General features: G+C 70.5%; 17 protein-coding genes. 3 read left to right on the top strand and 14 right to left on the bottom strand.

All coding sequences use genetic code 11. The features are described 5' to 3' along the window. Positions 1-72: 72 nt before the first annotated feature. Positions 73-1,572 (bottom strand): glutamate synthase subunit beta, encoded by a 1,500-nt coding sequence (locus TU31_RS16225; protein ID WP_042154906.1) that lies wholly within the window; start codon positions 1,570-1,572, stop codon positions 73-75. A gap of 544 nt (positions 1,573-2,116) precedes the next feature. Here TU31_RS16225 and TU31_RS16220 point away from each other — a divergent pair. Then, positions 2,117-3,589 carry an amino acid permease gene (locus TU31_RS16220; RefSeq protein WP_042154904.1) on the top strand — a complete coding sequence of 491 codons (1,473 nt, stop codon included), beginning with the start codon at positions 2,117-2,119 and terminating at the stop codon, positions 3,587-3,589. 112 nt (positions 3,590-3,701) lie between these two features. On the opposite strand, the gene TU31_RS16215 is transcribed toward TU31_RS16220, so the two are convergent. Further along, on the bottom strand, positions 3,702-4,916 hold the full coding sequence (locus tag TU31_RS16215; protein WP_042154903.1) for an MFS transporter: 1,215 nt from the start codon (positions 4,914-4,916) through the stop codon (positions 3,702-3,704). Between the two features lie 161 nt (positions 4,917-5,077). On the opposite strand from TU31_RS16215, the gene TU31_RS38665 reads away from it, so the two are divergent. Beyond that, the gene (locus TU31_RS38665) at positions 5,078-5,899 is read left to right on the top strand and encodes a helix-turn-helix domain-containing protein (RefSeq protein ID WP_042154901.1); all 822 of its coding nucleotides are present in this window, start codon (positions 5,078-5,080) and stop codon (positions 5,897-5,899) included. Between the two features lie 147 nt (positions 5,900-6,046). Here TU31_RS38665 and TU31_RS16205 read toward each other — a convergent pair whose 3' ends face one another. The 10 genes from TU31_RS16205 to TU31_RS16160 form a co-directional block, all read right to left on the bottom strand. Continuing rightward, a complete protein-coding gene (locus tag TU31_RS16205) occupies positions 6,047-7,153 on the bottom strand; it encodes a zinc-binding dehydrogenase (protein WP_042154899.1) in 1,107 nt (368 codons plus the stop codon). After that, positions 7,150-7,962: a phytanoyl-CoA dioxygenase family protein gene (locus TU31_RS16200; RefSeq protein ID WP_042154897.1), complete on the bottom strand. Its 813-nt coding sequence runs from the start codon at positions 7,960-7,962 to the stop codon at positions 7,150-7,152. Before TU31_RS16200 ends, TU31_RS16205 begins: the two co-directional genes overlap by 4 nt. 74 nt (positions 7,963-8,036) lie before the next feature. Next, on the bottom strand, positions 8,037-8,771 hold the full coding sequence (locus tag TU31_RS16195; protein WP_042154895.1) for an SDR family NAD(P)-dependent oxidoreductase: 735 nt from the start codon (positions 8,769-8,771) through the stop codon (positions 8,037-8,039). Between the two features lie 31 nt (positions 8,772-8,802). Then, complete coding sequence (panD, locus tag TU31_RS16190) at positions 8,803-9,219, bottom strand: aspartate 1-decarboxylase (protein ID WP_042154893.1); 417 nt, start codon at positions 9,217-9,219, stop codon at positions 8,803-8,805. An 82-nt stretch (positions 9,220-9,301) separates the two neighbouring features. Next, positions 9,302-9,820, bottom strand: coding sequence for a flavin reductase family protein (locus TU31_RS16185; protein ID WP_042154891.1), 519 nt, complete (start codon positions 9,818-9,820; stop codon positions 9,302-9,304). Next, positions 9,814-11,004, bottom strand: coding sequence for an acyl-CoA dehydrogenase family protein (locus tag TU31_RS16180; protein WP_042154889.1), 1,191 nt, complete (start codon positions 11,002-11,004; stop codon positions 9,814-9,816). Before TU31_RS16180 ends, TU31_RS16185 begins: the two co-directional genes overlap by 7 nt. Before the next feature lie 44 nt (positions 11,005-11,048). Beyond that, positions 11,049-12,212: an acyl-CoA dehydrogenase family protein gene (locus tag TU31_RS16175; protein WP_052718962.1), complete on the bottom strand. Its 1,164-nt coding sequence runs from the start codon at positions 12,210-12,212 to the stop codon at positions 11,049-11,051. Then, entirely contained in the window at positions 12,209-12,472 is a 264-nt protein-coding gene (locus tag TU31_RS16170) for an acyl carrier protein (RefSeq protein WP_052718961.1), read from the bottom strand. Before TU31_RS16170 ends, TU31_RS16175 begins: the two co-directional genes overlap by 4 nt. Then, positions 12,469-14,043 carry an amino acid adenylation domain-containing protein gene (locus tag TU31_RS16165; RefSeq protein ID WP_042154888.1) on the bottom strand — a complete coding sequence of 525 codons (1,575 nt, stop codon included), beginning with the start codon at positions 14,041-14,043 and terminating at the stop codon, positions 12,469-12,471. Before TU31_RS16165 ends, TU31_RS16170 begins: the two co-directional genes overlap by 4 nt. Continuing rightward, entirely contained in the window at positions 14,040-14,813 is a 774-nt protein-coding gene (locus TU31_RS16160) for an alpha/beta fold hydrolase (protein ID WP_042154886.1), read from the bottom strand. The genes TU31_RS16165 and TU31_RS16160 overlap by 4 nt, the downstream gene beginning before the upstream one ends. Before the next feature lie 561 nt (positions 14,814-15,374). Between TU31_RS16160 and TU31_RS16155 the strand changes: the two genes are divergently transcribed. Further along, on the top strand, positions 15,375-16,229 hold the full coding sequence (locus TU31_RS16155; protein WP_042154883.1) for a LysR family transcriptional regulator: 855 nt from the start codon (positions 15,375-15,377) through the stop codon (positions 16,227-16,229). A 251-nt stretch (positions 16,230-16,480) separates the two neighbouring features. Here the strand turns inward: TU31_RS16155 and TU31_RS16150 are convergent, their stop codons facing one another. Together TU31_RS16150 and drmB are read right to left on the bottom strand one after the other, a co-directional pair. After that, the gene (locus TU31_RS16150; protein ID WP_042154882.1) at positions 16,481-17,581 is read right to left on the bottom strand and encodes an AAA family ATPase; all 1,101 of its coding nucleotides are present in this window, start codon (positions 17,579-17,581) and stop codon (positions 16,481-16,483) included. Beyond that, positions 17,578-19,470, bottom strand: a complete 1,893-nt coding sequence (gene drmB, locus TU31_RS38030; RefSeq protein ID WP_245698560.1) for an MrfA Zn-binding domain-containing protein — start codon at positions 19,468-19,470, stop codon at positions 17,578-17,580. The genes TU31_RS16150 and drmB overlap by 4 nt, the downstream gene beginning before the upstream one ends. Between the last annotated feature and the right edge of the window lie 3 nt (positions 19,471-19,473).

The raw sequence follows: 19,473 nt of genomic DNA, 5'->3' as shown, positions 1-19,473 counted from the left end.
AACCGCCACCACCCTGAGCGCGGCCCACGCGCCCGGGTGAGCCGTACGGACCGGAGCCCGCACCCCGCGGCGTCACGCCACCATCGGCCGGTCCGTCGGGGCGATGGGGGCCGGCAGCGCGGTGGCGCCGGTGAGATAGCGGTCCGTGGCCGCCGCGGCGGCCCGGCCCTCCGCGATGGCCCACACCACCAGGGACTGTCCCCGCCCCGCGTCGCCCGCGACGAAGACCCCGTCCGTCCCGGCCCCCACCGGCCGCTCGCCCCGCGTGGCCGCGAAGCCGGCGTCCCGGGCGAAATTCCCCCGGGCGTCCAGCACGAGCCCCAGCTGCGTCATCAGCCCGGTGCCCCGTTCCGGACCGGAGAAACCGAGGGCGATCAGCACCAGCTCCGCCGGGATCACCCGCTCGGTGTCCGGCCGCGGCGCCCTGGCGACCGGTTCCACCTCCGTCAGATGCAGCGCGCGCACCCGGCCGGCCGCGTCCCCCTCGAACCGGAGGGTGGCGGAGGAGAAGAACCGCGGATCCGTGCCCGCCCGGCCGCGGGCCTCTTCATGGGCGTGGGAGATCCGGTAGACCTTCGGGTAGACGGGCCAGGGCTCGGTGTCCGTCCGGGCGTCGCCCGGCTCCGGGTTGATGTCCAGCTGCACCACGGAGGCCGCGCCCTGCCGCAGCGCGGTGCCCAGACAGTCCGAGCCGGTGTCGCCGCCGCCGACGATCACCACATGCCTGCCCTCGGCGGTGACCGGCGTCGTGGCGAGGTCGCCCTCCCCGACCCGGTTGGCGAGGGTCAGATACTCCATGGCCTGGTGGATGCCGCACAGTTCCCGCCCGGGCACCGGAAGCTCCCGCCGCTCCATGGCCCCGACGGCGACCACGAGCGCGTCGTGCCGCCTGCTCAGCTCGATCGCGTCGACCGCACCGCCGATGTCCATCCCCGTACGGAACTTGGTGCCCTCGGCCCGCATCTGCGCGATCCGGCGGTCCAGATACCGCTTCTCCAGCTTGAACGCGGGGATGCCGTAGCGCAGCAGTCCGCCGATGCGGTCGGCGCGCTCGTAGACGGCGACGGTGTGCCCGATACGGGTCAGCTGCTGCGCCGCCGCCAGGCCCGCGGGCCCGGAGCCGATGACCCCGACGCTCTTCCCGCTGAGCCGCTCCGGCGGATGCGGGGTCGTGAACCCCTGCTCCCAGCTCCGGTCGGCGATGGTCTGCTCGACGTTCTTGATCGTCACCGGGTCGGCGTTGATGGCCAGTACGCAGGCGTCCTCGCACGGCGCCGGGCACAGCCGCCCGGTGAACTCGGGGAAGTTGTTGGTGGCGTGCAGCCGCTCGGCCGCGGCCCGCCAGTTGCCCCGCGTCGCGTAGGCGTTCCACTCGGGGATGAGGTTCCCGAGCGGACAGCCGCTGTGGCAGAACGGTATGCCGCAGTCCATGCAGCGCCCCGCCTGCTCGGCCACCAGGGGCAGCAGCGCCTGCCCCGCGTAGACCTCGTTCCAGTCGTTCAGCCGCTCCTCGACGGGGCGCGCGGGAACGGGCCGGCGGGAGGTCTTGAGGAAGCCGTGCGGGTCGGTCATGCGCCGCCTCCATCGCTCACTCACGGTGCAATAAGGCGTTCTGCCAGCCTACGCCTGGTTTGTATGGGTTTCCTGGGTCGATGAGGGCGATCGCGGGGCCGATCATGAACCAGATCTCGCCACCAGGTAGACGCCCTGCGTGCCCGATCGATGGCCGTGGGTGGCGCTCGACGGTCGCGAGGGCCGGCCTTCTTCGCGGCGATATGGGGCAAAGTGTGTGTACTCACGGCGACGAGGTGGCGGCGGTGCGTGGGTATCGCCCTGGCGGGTTGCCTGTGCCGCATATCGATTAGGTCACAGCGGCCAGTAATTTGCCCAGTTCAGAGGATTTTGGTCGTTTCGATCCGTGATCTGGATCACGCTGGCTGAAATTCGCCCGTGGTACATCTTCACGACCACCTGACGGACGTCACCCATGTCCGCGTAGGGGGCGCTTGAGCCGGCCACCGCCGGCATGCAACTCCATCAGCATCCGGGGGGATCGAGACCCGATCCGTCGCCAAGCTAGGCGCGGGTCGGCATGGAGCGGAAAGGCGCACCACACATGACCTCAAAGCAGGTCGGCACCAACCTCGGCGACGGCAGCGGAGCCTCGGGCACCACGCCGGAAGAGGGCTACGAGCGAGGTCTCGGCAGCCGTCAGGTCCAGATGATCGCCATCGGCGGCGCCATCGGCGTCGGCCTTTTCCTGGGCGCGGGCGCGAACATCGCGAAGGCCGGGCCCAGTCTCATCCTCATGTACGCCCTCGCCGGCGTGATCGTCTTCTTCATCATGCGGGCGCTCGGTGAGCTGCTCTTGTACCGCCCCGTGTCGGGGTCCTTCTCGGAGTACGCCCGTGAGTTCCTCGGTCCGTTCTTCGGGTTCGTGACGGGCTGGACGTACTGGCTCATGTGGGTCGTCACCGGCATGGCCGAGCTGACGGCCGCCGCGATCTACGTCCATTTCTGGTTCCCGGACATTCCGCAATGGGTGACCGCACTGGTCTTCCTGGTCGTGCTGTTCGTGGCCAACCTGATCTCGGTGAAGATCTTCGGTGAGATCGAGTTCTGGTTCTCGATGGTCAAGGTCACCGCGCTCGTCGGCATGATCGTGATCGGTCTCGGCGTCGTCACCTTCGGCTTCAGCCAGGCCGGAGACGCCGCCGCGGTCTCCAACATCTGGGCCCACGACGGGATCTTCCCCAACGGCATCGGCTCCAGCCTCATGACCCTCCAGGGCGTCATGTTCGCCTACCTCGCCGTCGAGCTGGTCGGTGTCACCGCGGGTGAGTCCGAGAACCCGGAGAAGACCCTGCCCAAGGCCATCAACACGCTGCCGTGGCGCATCATCGTCTTCTACGTCGGTGCGCTGAGCGTGATCCTGATGGTCGTGAAGTGGACGGAGTTCCAGCCGGGCGTCAGCCCGTTCGTGGCCGCCTTCGCGAAGATCGGCATCCCGGCCGGTGCGGCGATCATCAACTTCGTCGTGCTGACCGCCGCGCTGTCGTCCTGCAACTCGGGTATGTACTCCACCGGGCGCATGCTGCGCGACCTCGCCGCCAACTCCGAGGCCCCGAAGGTCCTCGGCAAGCTGAGCTCCACCAAGACCCCGGCCCTCGGCATCACCCTCTCCGCCGCCCTCATGGGCATCGGCGTGATCCTCAACTACGTCGTCCCGGAGAAGGCCTTCGGCTACGTCACGTCGGTGGCCACCGCGGCCGGTATCTGGACCTGGCTGATGATCCTCGTCAGCCATATCCTCTACCGCCGCGCGGTCGTCGCCGGCCGCCTGCCCGCCTCGTCCTTCCCGGCGCCCGGCGGCACGGTGTGCAGCTGGATCGCGGTGGCCTTCCTGCTGCTGGTGACCTGCCTGATCGCCATCGACCCGGAAAGCCGCATCTCGCTGTACGTGGGCGCCGGCTGGGCCGTCTGCCTGGCCATCGGCTGGGCCGTCCTCAAGTCGCGCAACCCGCACATCGCGGCGAAGTCGACGCACCAGGACAAGCAGCTGGAGTCCGCCGGGCAGCCCCGCGGCTGACCGGAGCGGCCGCGAAGGCCCCGGACAGACGGCCGTGACGCCGTCGAAACCCTGACAGGGCGCCCAGGCAGACAGCCTGGGCGCCCTGTCGGCGTGGCCGGACCCGGACCGGTCAGCCGCGGTACCGGGCCCGGCCCACGGCGGCGGCCACCGTCAGGGGAACGGTGAGGACCGCCGCGGTCAGGAACATCCCCCGGTAGGCGTGGTGTTCCGCCGGGCCCGCGGCGATCGCGCTGGCCAGCGCGCTGCCGACGTAGAGGGCCACGCCGAACATCGCGACGCCGGTGGCGCGGGCCGCCGGGGACAGCGCGGTGGCCCAGGACTGGATCGTGGAGTGCATGAACGACCAGCCGCCACCGAGCAGCAGCGCGCACCCCACCAGCGCGGGCACCGACTGGCTCGCCGTGGCGAGGCCGAACGCCACCGCCATCTGCACCCCGCCGACCACGATCAGCCGCACCGGCGTCCAGCGCCCCACCAGCCGCTTGACCTGCTGCGCAGCGGCCATCGAGCCCACGCCGTACAGCGCGGAGACCGCACCGGCCAGCGTCGCCGAGGCGCCCTGGGCCTCCAGCGCCGGTGCGAGGTACGTCAGGAACCCCAGCAGGACAGCCCCTTCGAGCATCGCGACGGCCATGACGTACCACTGCCAGCGGGACCGCAGCACGACCTTGAACGGGGCGAGCAGCGCGCCCGGCGCCGCCCGCGGCGGTTCCGGCAGCCGACGCAGGGCGACGACCAGGAAGGCGGCGATCACGCCGGGGAGGGCGAAGACCAGCCGCCAGCTGACGTAGTGCGCCAGCGCCCCGGCGACGACGGTGGCCACGGCGGTGCCCAGCGCGAACGCGGTCATCAGCTCGCTGAGCGGGCGCTGGCGGACCGCGGCGGGCACGGTGTCGCCGACGTAGGTGATGGACGCGGCGATGGACGCGGCGAAGAACGCACCGGCCGCCACCCGCGCCACGATCAGGACCGTCGCGCCGGGTGCGAGCACCGAGCAGAGGGCGGCGACGGCGGCCCCGGCCAGCGAGAGCCGCATCACCCGCACCCGGCCCAGCCGGTCGCTCAGCAGCCCCCAGACCGGCTGCATCAGGCCGTAGGAGAGGAAGTAGCCGCTGGCGGCGAGCATCACCGTGGTCAGCGGGACGCCGAGCTGGGTGCCGATGAGCAGCAGCATCGGGGTGATGCAGAAGCGGTCGAAGTTGCTGACGAATCCGGCGGTGCGCAGCAGACGCAGTGAGGCGGCGGGCATCGGCGGGGCGGCCGGGCCGGTGGCGGCGGCCGGAGCGGGCGGGGGAGTGGTGCGGGGTGAGTCGGCGGTGTCCATGGGGCTCCTTGTGGCGTGCACTGCCGGTGTGGTCGGACCGGCGGCTCCAGCCCATCACCGCGGCCGGCCGGCGGGACCCCGCAGCCGATTACCCTTGCTCACACCCTGGGGCACGGCCGAGGCCCCAGCGGCAGGCCGGCGGTGCGGGAGGGGAGTGGGGCGTGAACGACGGCGGATCCGGTGGCCCGCGCCGCGAACTGGGCGCGTTCCTGCGCTCCCGTCGTGAGCGGCTGGCGCCCGCCGACGTGGGGCTGCCCGGCTCACCGCGGCGCCGTACCCCGGGCCTCCGGCGCGAGGAGGTCGCCGGACTGGCCGGGGTCAGCAGCTCCTGGTACGCGTGGCTGGAGCAGGGGCGGGTCCGTACGTCGGAGCAGGTGCTGCGGTCCGTGGCGCGGGCGCTGCGGCTGAACGCGGACGAAACCGCGCATGTGCTCTCGTTCGTGGAGCACGCCGCACCGGCCGAGCGGTCGCCGGGGTGGGTGTCGCGCAATCTGCTGTCGCTGGTGGAGAAGCTGGCACCGAACCCGGCCGTGGTGCTCGACCCGCACTGGGACCTGCTGGCCTGGAACGCGGGCTACACGGCGCTGCTCACCGACCTGGCGCGGCTGGCGCCCAAGCAGCGCAATCTGCTGTGGCTGGTGTTCCGCTGGCCGCCGGCCCGGTCGCTGCTGGCCAGTTGGGAGCCGGAGGCGCGGAGTCTGCTGGGCCAGTTCCGGGCGAAGGCGGCCCGGCATCCGGAGGACGGCCGCTATGCGGAGATCACCGAGGAGCTGCTGGCCGACCCGGACGCGGTCCGCTGGTACGGCCGCCGGGAGACCTCGGCGTTCCACCCCGCCGTCCGCCATTTCCGGCACCCGGTGGCCGGGGATCTGCGGCTGCGGTACGTCAAGCTCGCCGCCGTGGACCAGCCGGGCCACCATCTGCTGGCCTACCTTCCCGACGACCGGGCGACGGAGGAGGCGCTGACGGCGCTCACCGGGTGAGCCGGCGCCGCTCCGTGCGGCGGCGGGCGCGCGGGCAAACGGTGCCGGCCCGGCCGCGCGCCGGAGGGCTGCGGCCGGGCCGTCGCCCGCGCCGACTGCGCACCGCGGGGGTCGGTGCGGCAGGGGGCGGGCGTCAGGGGTGCGGTGTCAGGACGTGAGCACCGCCTTCATCACCGACCCGTCGGCCACCGCGGTGAGGGCGTCGGCGTGCCGCTCCAGCGGGAACGGCGTCACCAGGCTCGCCAGGTCGAAGCGGGCGGTGAGGGCCGGCAACAGCCGGACGTACTCGACGAGATGGGCGCCGGTGAAGGCCCAGGAGCCGACCACGTCGAGCTGCCGGTGGACGATCTGGTGCGGGTTGATCAGGGTGTCCCCGGCGTCCGTGTACTGGCCGATGATCAGGTAGCTGCCGCCCCGGCGGGCCAGGGTGAGGCCCTGTCCGACGGCGGCCGGCACCCCGGCGCACTCGATCACCAGGTCGGCGCCGTCGCCTCCGGTGGCGGCCCGTACCTCGCGCAGGATCTTCTCGGGGTCGGCGGCGTCGGCGATGTTCAGATGGACATCACCGATGCCGGCCGCCGCGGCCCGCTCCAGCCGCCCGGCCGGGCCGCCGACGACCACGACCTTGGCGGCCCCGGCCAGCTGCGCGAACGCGGCGGCCGCCAGCCCGACCGGGCCGCTGCCCTGCACCACGACGGTCTCCCCGAGCCGCACCGGCCGCCGCTCGTACAGCGCATGGGCCACGGTGGGACCGGCGCAGGCCAGCGACATGGCGGCGAGCGGATCGGTGCCGTCGGGGACCTTGATCACGGTGGTGCCGGGTTGCAGCACGATGTGGTCGGCCCAGGCCCCGGAGAGTTCCGGCCCATCGGCCAGGGCGCGGTTGACGCCGTAGGTGCGGCGCCGCTCGCACAGGGTCGGTTCGCGGTGCAGCCGGCAGGGCGGGCAGACCCCGCAGGCGAGGGAGGAGGCCCACATCACCGTGTCGCCGGCCGCGAGCGGGGCCCCGGTGGCGTCCTGGTGGTGGCCGTCCCCCAACTCCCGTATGACACCGAGCCCTTCGTGCCCGAGGACCAGCGGGACGGGGATGTCCAGGTGGCCCTGCTGAAGATGCAGATCGGTGCCGCAGATGCCGCCGTAGCCGCAGGCCACGACCATCCCGCCGGCGGGGGCCGGGGGCAGCGGGAACTCCCGCAGCCGCAGCGGCCGGCCGAACTCCTCCAGGACGACGGCGCGTCCGGTGCGCTCCGTCATGCCGTCACCGCGCTCAGGCTCTGCGAGAACGGGGCCGCCAGCGGGCGCAGCGGCTCGGTGTCGCGGCACACCACATGCTCCGGACGGGGTTCGCCCTGGGGCCGCGGCAGGTTGGCGGTGTCGTTGTAGGTCGCGATCAGCAGCCGGCGGGCGAACGGCGACATATTGGGGGACGAACCGTGCACGATCTCCGGGGAGAACAGCACGACGGAGCCGGCCGGGCCCTTGGGGCTGGTCATCCCGTGCCGGTCGACGTGCTCGGCGAGCTGCTGCGGCGACAGCGAGATGTCGTCGGGGTCGAGGTGCTGCTCGGACCGGGCGGCGGCCGAGCGGCCCTCGTGGACGAGTCCGCCGCGGTGCGAGCCGGGCAGGAAGATCACCGGGCCGTTGAACTCGGTGACATCGTCGAGGAAGACGCCGATGTTGACCTGGCGCGGAGCGGGCAGGTTGTCGGCGAGCCGCCAGGCCAGGAAGTCCTGGTGCCAGGCCCACTTGTCGCCGCCGAACGCCGGCTTGGCGTTGATCTTGAACTGGTAGATGTAGACATCGTCGGTGAGCAGCTGCCGGACGGGCTCCAGGATGCGCGGGTCGCGGATCAGTCCGGCGTACTCGGGCTGTCGCTGGTGCGAGGAGTAGACCGCGCGCACCTCCGTGCCGCCGTCCTCGGTCACCACCTGCGGGCCGGGCACCTTCGCATCGCGCTCGAAGGCGGTACGGAGGGTGGCCACCTCCTGCGGGTCGAGGAGGGATTCGAGCAGCAGGAACCCCTGCTCGTGGTACTGGTCGGCCTGTTGCTGGGTCAGTCGCATGCGGTTCTTCTCCTGAGAGGTGAGGGAATCCGTCGGGGCGGACCGGTGGGGTGAGCGGACCGGTGGGTGGGGGGTCAGCCCATGAAGTGCCCGCCGTCGACGACGAGTTGCTGTCCGGTGACGTAGCCGCTGCGCGCGGTCACCAGGAATTCGAGGGCGTCGGCCATGTCCTCGGCCGTGCCGAGCCGGCCGCCGGGGATGGTGCCCAGGACGGCGGCCAGCCGCTCCGGGTCATCGAGGCGGTAGCGCTCGGTGACCTCTTCGGTGTCGGTGAAGCCGGGCAGCAGGGCGTTCACCCGGATGTGCGGGGCGAGTTCGAGGGCCAGGCACTTGGTGAGCTGGAGCAGGCCCGCCTTGCTCGCGCAGTAGTTGGCGCCGTTCGCCCGGGGCCGGATCGCCGTGGTGGAGGCGACGTTGACGATGCTGCCGCCGCCGGCCTCCACCATCGCCGGCGCCAGGGCCCGGGTGAGGTGGAAGGGGCCGGAGAGGTTGGTGGCCAGCACCGTGTCCCAGTCCTCGTCGGCCATCGACAGGAACGGCCGGTCGCGGTTGACGCCGGCGTTGTTGACGAGGACGGCGGGTGCGCCGTACCCGTCGGTGATCCGGGCGCCGACCGCCCGGATCTCCGCGGGCCGGGCGAGGTCGCAGCGCAGCGTCTCGATCCGGCCGTCGCCGGCCCGCACGGTCTGCTGTGCGGCGTCGTCGTCACCGCGGTAGAGGGCGATCACCCGGTGGCCGAGGGCCGCGAGCCTGAGGCTCAGTGTCCGTCCGATGCCGCGGGTGCCCCCGCTGACCACGGAGAGCGTCATGACATCTCCCTGAAGTGGCGTGTGAGAACGGTCAGTTGGCGACGAGGTCGCCGCGCTGGAGGCCCGAGCCCTCGGGCACCTCGGCCGGGTCGCCACCCACGCCGCTGATGCCGTTGTGGGCGTCGACGAAGACGACGTTCGGGACGAAGGAGGCCGCTTCGTCGTCCGTCATGGCGGCGTAGGCGATGAGGATGACGAGGTCGCCGGGGCTGATGAGCCGGGCCGCGGCGCCGTTGATGCCGATGACGCCGGAACCGGCCGGGCCCTCGATGACGTAGGTGGACAGCCGGGCGCCGTTGTCGATGTCGACGATGTCGACCTTCTCGCCGGCCATCAGGTTCGCGGCCTTCATCAGGTCGGCGTCGACGGTCACCGAGCCGACGTAGTGCAGATCGGCCTGGGTGACGGTGGCGCGGTGGATCTTCGACTTCATCAGGGTGCGGTACATGCGTATTCCTCACGTGTGGTGGGAGGGGTGGGATGGCACGGCACGGCCGCGGGTGGGGCCGGCCGGTGGGGCAACGGCCGGGTCAGGCCGGCCAGGTCGCGTAGCGGCGCATGCCGTACAGCAGCGGCGCCTCTTCGGCGGCCGGGGTGTGCGTCCGGATGCCCAGCACCTCGCCGATCACGATGGTGTGATCGCCGGCCGGGGTGAGCCGGGCGACCCGGCACTCGGCGGTGGCATGGGCGTCCTGGATCAGCGCCGGCAGCCCGGTGACGGGCGCCGGCTGCCAGGGGACGGTGCGGAAGCGTTCGGCGGCCGGCCCGGCGAACGCCTCGGCGGCCCGCCGCCCCGCGCCGTGCAGGAGGTTGACGGTGAAGGCCCCGCGCGCGGCGAGGACCGGCAGGGTGCTGCCGTTGTTGCCCGCGCACACCAGCAGCTGCGGCGGATCGAGGGAGACCGAGCACAGGGCGGTGCAGGTGAAGCCGTACGGTGTGCCTTCGGCGTCGGCGGTGGTGATGACGGCGACACCGCTGGGGTGCGAGCTCATCAGGGCCCGGAACGCGTCCCGGGTCACCGCGAGTTCGTCCTGGACCGGGGTCACCATGCGAACGCCCGAGCGTCGTAGAGATTGATCCCGACGGCGGCCTTGCCCAGGTACTCCAGGCACTCCTGCGGCTTGGCCGGCATCACATGGGCGAACTGCGCCTCGCGGATCAGCCGCTCCAGCGGATGGCTGCGGCTGATCGCGGCCGAGCCGCACAGCCGCAGCGCGTCCTGGGCGAGCTGCGGCCCGACCTCGCCGACCACGTACTTGGCGGCGTGCACCATGGCGTTGGCCTCCAGGCTGCCGCGCCGGTCGGTGACGAGATCACCGGCCTCGTGCACCAGGGCGCGGGCGGCCCGCAGCCGGGCGGACATCCGGCCCAGCTCCTGCTGCACCACGGGCGAGTCCGCGCGGGCGGGGGAGGCGGTGACATGGTCGACGGTGTACTGGAAGAGGGCCTCGGCGATGCCGAGATAGGCGCCGGTGTAGCCGGCGATCATCCAGTGCGGTTCGCGTACGACCTTGAACAGGGACATGCCCTCGACGCCGAGGTAGAGCCGGGAGCGCGGCACCGGGACCTCGTCCAGCGTCATCGGGGCGGTGCTGGTGCCGTACATCGCGGACAGCTGCGGCACGGTGCCGAAGCTGACCCCGGGGTCGTCGGCGGCGACGACGAAGTGCGAGGCCTCGCCGGTGTCCTCGCCGCCGCTGTCGGGGGCGGCCGCGACGACGTAGTAGTCGGCGGCGCCGGCCAGCGACACGAACGACTTCCTGCCGCTGAGAATGTAGTGGGTGCCGTCGTCGGAGAGGCGGTAACGGGTCTGCATACCGCGGAGCTTGGCGCCGCGGCCGGCCTCGGAGGTGGCGGAGGCGAACAGCTTGCGGCCGTTCACGACCTCGTCCAGCATCCAGGCGCGGAAGGCCTCGGCGGCCGGGGGCAGCCGGGTGCCGGCGGCATCGGCGAGCGCGCCGATGACGACATGGTGCATGTTGAAGCCGAGGGCGGCCGCGCCGTGGTGCGCGCCGAGTTCGGCCAGCACCCGCCAGTAGTCGCCGAAGCCGAGGCCGGCGCCGCCCGCCTCCTGGGGGACGAGCAGGGCGAGCAGACCGGACTCGCGCAGGATGCGGTAGCTCTCGTGGCCGTTGTCGCGTCCGGCGTCGGTGTCCGCGGCGAGCGGGGCGAGCCGTTCGCCCGTCTCCGCGGCGAGTTTGAGGAGATCGTCGAGGGGGGTCGGCAGCGTCATCGAAGTCCTTCGGGTCGGTGGTCGGCCGGTCGGGTTCCGACCGGTCAGTTCTCGACGGGCAGGCCGAGTTGCCGCGCCACACCCACGCGCAGCAGGTCGTTCGGACCGGCGTAGGTGAGGGCCGCCATGGGGGCGGCCAGGTCGGCGGCGAGGTCGAAGCCGGGGAGGAAGGCCCGGACACCGGACAGCGCGGTGGCGTGCTCGGTCATCCGTACGTAGTCCTCGGAGACGGAGATCTTGGTGAGGGCCGCCCCGGCGGCGAGCTGCCGGGCGGGTGTACCGGCGTCGAGCCGGGCGGCCATCGCGTAGAGCTGGACGCGGGAGCGGTGCAGCGCCAGGGCCATCTCGCTGATCCGCCCCGCGACCTGGTGGCTGGCGCCCATGCGGCGGCCGAAGTGGTCGCGCTCCGCGGCCCAGTCGACCGTACGGGCCAGGAGGCGCCGCATCGGGCCGAGGGCGTAACCGAGGACGAGGGAGCGCTCCCAGGCGGTGGTGGAGGCCATCACCGCCAGCCCGGAGCCCTCCTGGCCGAGCAGCGCGCTCGCCGGCAGCCTGGCGCCCTCGAAGAGCAGCTCCCCCATCGGCACGGTGGGCAGCGCCGTCTTGGTGAAGGTCTCACCGCGGCGGATCCCCGGCAGATCGAGCGGGAAGAGGAACGCGGACAGCGCGAACGGTGAGCGTCCCTCGGCGGTACGGGCGAAGACGATCGCCCGGTCGGCCACCGGGGCGGCGGTGATGAACGTCTTGGCGCCGTCGAGCACGAAGCCGTCCCCGTCCCGCCGGGCGCGGGTCTCCATGGAGAACGGGTCGCTGCCGCCGCCGCGTTCGGTCAGCGCGTGGCACAGCAGCTCCCGGCCCTCCTGGACATCGGCGACCGCGCGCCAGGCGTCGGCGCCGAGGGCGTCCCGCAGCGGGAACTGCATCCCGAAGATCTGCGAGGCCAGCGCGTAGCACAGGCCCGGGTCGGCGCCGGCCAGACCGATTCCCTCGATCATGGCGAGCGAGCGGGTGACCGGGCCGGGTGCCGTGGCCTCCGGCGCGGCGAGCTTGAGCACCCCGAGGTCGGCCATGGCCTGCCACTGTGCGCGGAAGTCCTGGCCGGCGAGCTGGTTCAGCACCGGCGCGGCCAGCGCCTGGTAGGTGTCGACGAAGCCCTCGGTCTCCGGTGCGCCGGTGCGCAGCGCCGCGGTGGCCGCCGCCGTACTCATTTGCCGCCCTCGGCGGAGAGCTTCTCGATGGCGGCCCAAAGGGCCTTGGGGCTACGGAAGTTGGCGGCGACGATCTCGGTGTCGGGCAGGCTGACACCGGCCTCCTTGTCGAGCGCCGCGACGATCTCCATGATCGCCAGTGAGTCGACCAGGCCCCGCTCCAGCAGCGGGGTGTCGGCGTCCAGGGAACCGGCGTCCTCGCCGGGTCCCCAGGTGATCCGGCTGCCGATGAGGGTGCAGAGTTCTTCGACGCTGTTCATACGGTGATCTCCTCGGGGAGTGCGGGGGCCGCGGGGTGGCCGTCGGTGTCGCGCAGCGCGCGGCGGTCGACCTTCCCGCTGGTGGTGGTGGGCAGGGTGGCGAGCGGAACGATCCGGTCCGGCAGCATCCGCCGGGGCAGCACCTCGCGCAGCGCGGCCAGGACCTCCCGTTCGGTGGCGTCGGTCTGTGCGTAGGCCCAGATCTGGCCGGCGTGCGGGCCGTCCTTGGCGACGACCGCGGCGGTGGCGATCCGCGGCAGCTCCAGGACGGCGTTCTCCACGTCCATCAGATCGATACGGTGCCCGCGCCGCTTGACCTGGTTGTCGCGCCGCCCGCGCAGGAAGACCAGGCCGTCGGGGGTGATCCGGCCGAGGTCGCCGCTGGCGTAGGCGCGGCGGGCGACGCCGTCGCGGCAGGTGACGGTGGTGGTGGGGTCGTCGGGGGCGCCGCCGCGCAGATAGCCCTGGAAGACGACGGGCCCGGCGATATGGATCTCGCCCTCGCCGTCGGTGGGCGCGCCGTCCTCGTCGAGCACCTCGATGTGGACGCCGCCGATCCCGCGGCCGATGGGCAGTTCCCGGTCGGCGGTCCAGTCGGCCGGCACCCGGTAATAGGTGCAGGCGTTGGTCTCGGTCGGCCCGTACAGGTTGTAGAACGGCACCCCGTCCAGCAACCGCAGGTAGCGCTCCAGCAGTTCGGGGGCGAACGCCTCCCCGCCGAAGGCCGCGATGCGCAGGGCGGGCGGCGGGGCGTCGGCGATACCGCCCTGCTGGAGCATGTTGTGGTAGAGCGACGGCACGGCCATGAAGGCGGTGATGCGCTGTTCGGTCAGCCAGCCGACCACATCGCGCGGGAAGGCCCGCAGCAGATCCGGCATCAGGACCGTACAGGCCCCCGCGGCGGCGGCGCTGAACAGGTCGAAGGTGGTCAGGTCGAAGGTGAGCGCGGCCTGTGAGCCGATCCGGTCGTCCGGGGTGAGGCCGAACTCACCGGCGGCCCACAGCGCGTAGTGGGCGACGTTCTCGTGCGAGAGCAGCACGCCCTTGGGCCAGCCGGTGCTGCCGGAGGTGAAGAGGATGTAGCCGCCGGAGTCGGCGGGCGCGGGCAGCGGTGCGGGCCGCTCCTCGGGGGCGAGGATCCGCAGCCGGTGCAGACCGTGGTCGAGGGCGCCCTCGTCGGCCGGGGCGCCGTCGCGGGCGCGGGTGGCGGCGCGGCGGGCGCCGGTCAGCGCCCGGTCGACGGTCACCAGCAGGGACAGCCCCGCGTTGCGGATCATCCGGGCGGTGCGCTCGGGCGGGTCGGCGGTGTCCAGGGGCGCGGTCACCGCACCGGCCCGCAGTGCCGCGTACAGGGCGATGACGGTGGCCGGGGTCTTGGGGGCGTAGACGCCGACCCGGTCGCCCGGTGCCACGCCCTCGGCGGTCAGCCGGGCCGCCAACGCGTCCACGGCACGGTCGAGTTGGGCGTACGTCCAGCTCTCCCCGGCCCCCTCCAGGGCGGTCCGGTCGGGGTGGACCTGTGCCGAGCGGGCCAGCAGGGCGTCGAGGCGTACGGAAGCGGGCGCGGTCATCGGGCGGCCCCCACGGACTGCGGGTGCCCGGCGAGGAAGTCGCACACGGTGTCGGTGACCAGGTCGGGGCAGACCAGATGCGGGTAATGGTCGCAGCCCTCGGGGACCAGGCGCCGGAACGGGCCGCTGACCGCGCGCTCCACGGCGTCGACCTGGGCCAGCGAGCCGTACTCGTCCGCGTCTCCCTGGATCATCAGCACCGGCGCGGTGATGTCGAGGTCGTTCTCCAGGGACCAGCTGCGGAAGGCGGGCGAGAGCCAGACCCCGCTCCAGCGGTCGAAGACGCCCCGGGGGTCGTCGTGCACCATGGCCATCTTCTTGGCGAGCGGGCCCGCGTCGTAGGAGGCGCGGGCGTTCTCTATGCCGACGCGGTTCTCCTCTTCGAAGTACATGTGCGGGCCCATCCCGATGACGGCCTCGACGGGGTGCGCCGAGGCGTACAGCAGGGCGATGGACGCGCCGTCGCTGTGGCCGACCAGGACGGGGCGGTGCAGGCCCAGCGCGCCGAGCAGTTCGGGCAGTACGTCCTGGGCGTGCTCATGCATATAGCGGGGGGTGCGCGGCAGCGGGTCGGGACCGCTGCCGCCGTTGCCGTGGCGGGAGTAGACCAGGGCGCGGCGTCCGGTGGCGGCGGCCAGCCGGGCGGGGAAGCGTCCCCAGGCCGCGAGGCAGCCGAGTCCGCCGTGCAGGAAGACCAGGGGCGTCAGGTCCGGGTCACCGTCGATCAGGACATGTTCAAGGGGACCGTTGCGCGTATCGATTACGGGCACAGCAAATCCTTCTCAGTGATTTACGGCAGCAGAAGGGGCAAATCGGAAAACGCAGCCGATGGCACGCCGCGGCGGCGTGCCGGAGCGCGGGAGGAAGGTGAATGAGCAGCCGGAAAGGCGGCAGCAAAGGTTAAGGAAAAAGAATCAAAAGAGGACAGCGGTCATCAAGGCAGCGACGGTGAAAGGCCGGCGCATCGCATTAGGTCGAATCAATCAAGCCGAACCTCGCGCCGCCGATGGGCGGTGCGGTCCGGTAACAGAACTAGGAAGCGTTCGCAGCGGCGGCGAAGAAAGCAACTCCGACCGCGGACACCTGCGGAACGGCCCGACGGGCCAGGGACTCTTTTACTCTTACTTTGGTCGATTTTTGCGCCGTCCCACTTGACGGCGCACACCAACGTCCTTGCACATAACCCCCGTTGAACGCATGACTCACACCGGCGGCGTCGGCAACCGGCCGGGTGCTTCCCGGGGTGCTGTCCGCTCGGCGGCACCAAGAACACTAGACACTGGGCAGGGGGTGGAGAAATGAAATTGCTGAACCGCCTATACGCTCAGCGAATGAACATCGATCTACGTCATCTGCGCTGCTTTCTTGCCGTAGCCGAGGAAGGCGGCTTCACGGCCGCCGGCCGCCGCCTGCATCTCGCCCAGCCCACCCTGACCCGCAACATCAGGTCTCTTGAGGAGTCCCTGGGCGTCCGGCTCTTCGAACGCAGCACCCGCAGAACGGAGCTGACCGACAAAGGACAAACCCTGCGTGACACCGTGGCCCCGCTGCTGCGCCAACTCGATTCGGCACTGCGGGATTTACAGAAAGGGGAGAAACTGCGCATCGGGTTCAGTTGGGGACTTCCCCAGGGTTTGTCGCGCCTCGCCTCCCGTTTCGGTGCGGAGGCCGGGGTCGGCGTCGAATTCATCCGCTGTGACACCCCCCAGGCCGGACTCGACACCGGCCAGGCGCATCTGGGCCTGCTGCGCGGCGAACCCCTGCCGAAGGGCCTGCGCACCGTCCTCCTCTACGAGGAGCCCCGCATCGCGGCGGTCCCCGCGAGCTGGCAGCTGGCCGAACGCACCGCACTCGACTGGACGGAACTCGCCGACCTGCCACTGATCATCAACACCGTCAGCGGCACCACCTTCCCCGACATGTGGCCCGACGGCCGCCGCCCGGCGGTCGGCGCCGAATGCCGCAACATGGACGAATGGCTGGAACAGGTGGCCGTCGGCCTCGGCGTCGGCACCGCCCCGGTCTCCGCCGCCCGCCGCTACACCCACCCCTCCGTCCGCCTCGTCCCCCTCACCGGCGCCCCCACCGTCCGCGCCTACCTCGCCTACCCCTCCCACGGCGCCCACCCCCAGGCGGCCCGCTTCGCCGATCTGGCCTGGCGGGCGGCCGAGGAACTCCAGGAGTAGCCGCACGACGAGGCCCCGACCAAGCTCCGGTCGGGGCCTCGTCGCATACCTGCCGGCTGCCCGGGCTCCACGGGCCCGCCGCTGACCAGCAGAAAGCCCCGCATGGTGATCTCCTGCTTTGTAGTCAGAAAGCAGGAGATCGGGAAGATCACGGGCGAATCAGTGCGAAGTCCGGTGTGTATGAATCCTGGGCTCGGCGCGCCGGCCCGGTTCCGCTCATGCCCTGGGGTGCAAATGACTGCGCCGAAAGCTCAATCGGAGCGTCGGGCCAGCACGGACTCCGGGATACCGGACAAGATGGCGGGCTCGTGGGAGCCGCGATAGGCGAAATGCAGATCTTCGCGAGCGCGAGTGCACAGCACGAAGAAGCGCAGACGCGCGTCGACGCTCGTCGGATCCTCCGTGTATGTGTCCAGGTCCGGGACAAAGACGCTGTCGAACTCGAGGCCCTTCATGCTGGCCGTGCTCAAAATCCGGATGGATCTCCCTGAGAAGTCCATACGCTTTCGATGCTCGTCGTCGTGCACATACGCCTGCGTGTACTTGGCGAGACCGTGATGCGTGAGTCTGCTCTGGATTTCCCGGATCATCAGGGTCGACCTACAGATGATCCCGATGCGCTGCTCCGGCTGCGCGTTGAAGTATTGAGCGATGCTGGTCAGGAGGTGCCCCAAGGAGGGGACTCTCAGGACACAGGGCAGCTGTCCGGCGGTTGCCGGAAGCTCCTTCTCTCCACAGGAGTTCTTATGGAACTCGGACGCCAGCATGACAATTTCGCGGCTGTTTCGATGGTTGTTGCGTAGTACGAGTGGACCGGAATGTGCAGCGAGCGCTTCGCATATTTCAAGCAGGGTGCTCTGGTCTTCACCGATCCGCTGCTCCTCGTCGGCGAAGACAGTGACACCGATGTTGAGGATTCGGCACAAATCGTAGAAGGCGACCGGAAGATTCTGACCTTCGTCGATCACCAGATGCGCTTTGGATGTGACGTGTTGCAGGATGCAGTGCCTCTGCATCTCGAACCAGTCGTAGCTCCAACCACCCTCGTCCGTCTGCGGGGGAGCAGTCTGGAAACGCGCCTTCCAGAATTCCCTGACCCATCGATGGAATGTGGTGACGGTCAGGGCCTCCGTGAGGCGAGGGGCTGCCTGGGCCAGGTACTGCCGCAGCAGGTTGGAGCGTGCGAAGAGGGTGACTTCGCGACCTGCCGTCGCCAGCATCCAGGCTCGATAGACGGCCATCACGGTCTTACCGGCACCAGGTGCTCCGGTGACCACGTGGCATCCGTGGAAGGGGAGATCGACGATCGTCTGTTGCTCGGGCTCGAGGTCGAGAAGGGAAGGAAATCTCACGGCAGATCAATGACCTCTGCCGACTCGTCCAGTGCCGCTTGGACAACTTCCCGAAAGAATCCGGGGACCGCGCCGTCACCGATCAGCAGGGTCCTGTCCAAAAGGGAGTTGTCGATCTCACAACACGTCTCGGGGAGGAGCGTGCACGCATGACAAGCGGCTCGATTGAGGTTGGCCAGGGACCTCCCCGTCGAATCGGCGCAGAGCGGGTCCTGGGAGCACCATTGCGCCGACTCGAGCAAACGGATCAGGGTCTCGATCAGATTCGGTGCTTGACCTTGACGGACGAGGCCTCCCAGTGTGCCCTCCGAGTCCCCTGCGGCCGTATAGATGAAAACCCCTGCCTGTGGTGGCAGTTCACTGCCCGGCGCGTGGCTTCGGGCATAGACGCGTTCACGCAGTGCGGACGAGTTGTAGCCACTGTCGTAGGACAGCTGGCGGATGAACTGATGGGCCAAGGTGTGCAGCATCACGAATCGCGGTAGAAGCTTCGGGCCGGACTTATCCCTCAGGCGGTCGGCTTTGAACGAGGCGTCCAGGTTCTGCTCGATCCGTCGGGTCCAGTCGCGAACCGAGGGAAGCTCCTCCCAAGTGCGCAGACGATGCTCCTCGACGGAGATGAAGATTCCTTCACCGTAAGTCTCGATGGCGGGCAACCACAGGGGCCGTCCTTGAGTGTTGACCGACACCACGCGGCCGCCGTCGCCCTCCTCGCCGTCGCCGGTGCTGGGTTCGTATCGCGAGAAACCCTCGAGCGCGCGGACTTCGCGCACCCGATCGGCCACGACGACCCCGGAGATCCGCGCGTCCAGCTCACGCATGGATTCGGGGTGGTCGTGGTCCACTCCGAGGTGGGTGCGACGGACGGAGAACGTCTGGGAGCCGGCACCGGGCTTCGGTGCGGAGAAGGCCGCCCATTCAGCGATGCTGAGATCGTCGTCAGGGTCATCCGCTGACGGCATCGAGGCGGCTTCGTCCGCGTACCGGCGACGCAGAGTCTCGACGAATTCCTCCGGGACCCCGCAGTCCCGTGCGATGTACTCTCTGAAGACATCGGAGGCCGGACTGCCTTCGGAGCTCTTGAAGTCGGGCCACATGCGGTGGTTGACGACCATCTGCGCCATCTCGTCGTCCTCGGAAAGCCCTTCGGGTGCAGGGATGTCCAGGGCCGAGTGCGTGATCGGGAAGTACACGTTGGATGCGCCGCGCTGCACAGCTTGCGGTGTTTCCTCGCAGGGATCCGCCTCCTCATCCGTGGATTGCCACGGATGGCTTCCCGTGCATTCCAGGCCGACCTGCTTGAGAACGTTCTTCTGGCTGATCCCTGCCAGATTCCTTCCGGCATGACAGGCGAAGCAGGTGACTCGCAGAGCTTCCAACCCGGAGGATTCGGGAGTTGCCACGAATCGAAGTTTGTAAACTCGGCACTGGCGTTGGTCGTGTCCTTCACTCCTGGAGTGAGCCCATCGCCGCCAGTCGATATCAGCCATGTGGCCTTCCCGACACACCTGGATGAAACGCATCGGGGCCAGTTGCGGCTTTCCCGGGCAGATGCCACAGACCGCCTGCTTCTCCCATTGCTCCAGATTCTGCCGCCAGAGCACCATCTTCCTGCACTGAGGGCAGAACAACCACTTGGGAAATCGTACATACGTGGGCCCGATGCGGGTCGCGTACGCGGCCTTGCCGGAGGGAATGACTGGTGCCGAGCGAAAGCCTTGCACGCCCAATTTGGCCGCCAGTCGGGGGGATTCGACCCGTTCTCCGTTGGCCGCCCAACTGCGAATGTCGGCGGCGACGAAAGATTCGCCTCGAATGTCGATGATCCCACCGACACCGAAGGGCACGATGGTCTGAGCCCTGCGAACTTTTCGACGAATGTCCTTCACTGC

The organism is Streptomyces lydicamycinicus (genome assembly GCF_000829715.2).
GTDB classification, from domain to species: domain Bacteria; phylum Actinomycetota; class Actinomycetes; order Streptomycetales; family Streptomycetaceae; genus Streptomyces; species Streptomyces lydicamycinicus.
This window is presented reverse-complemented; position numbering and strand designations above follow the sequence as displayed.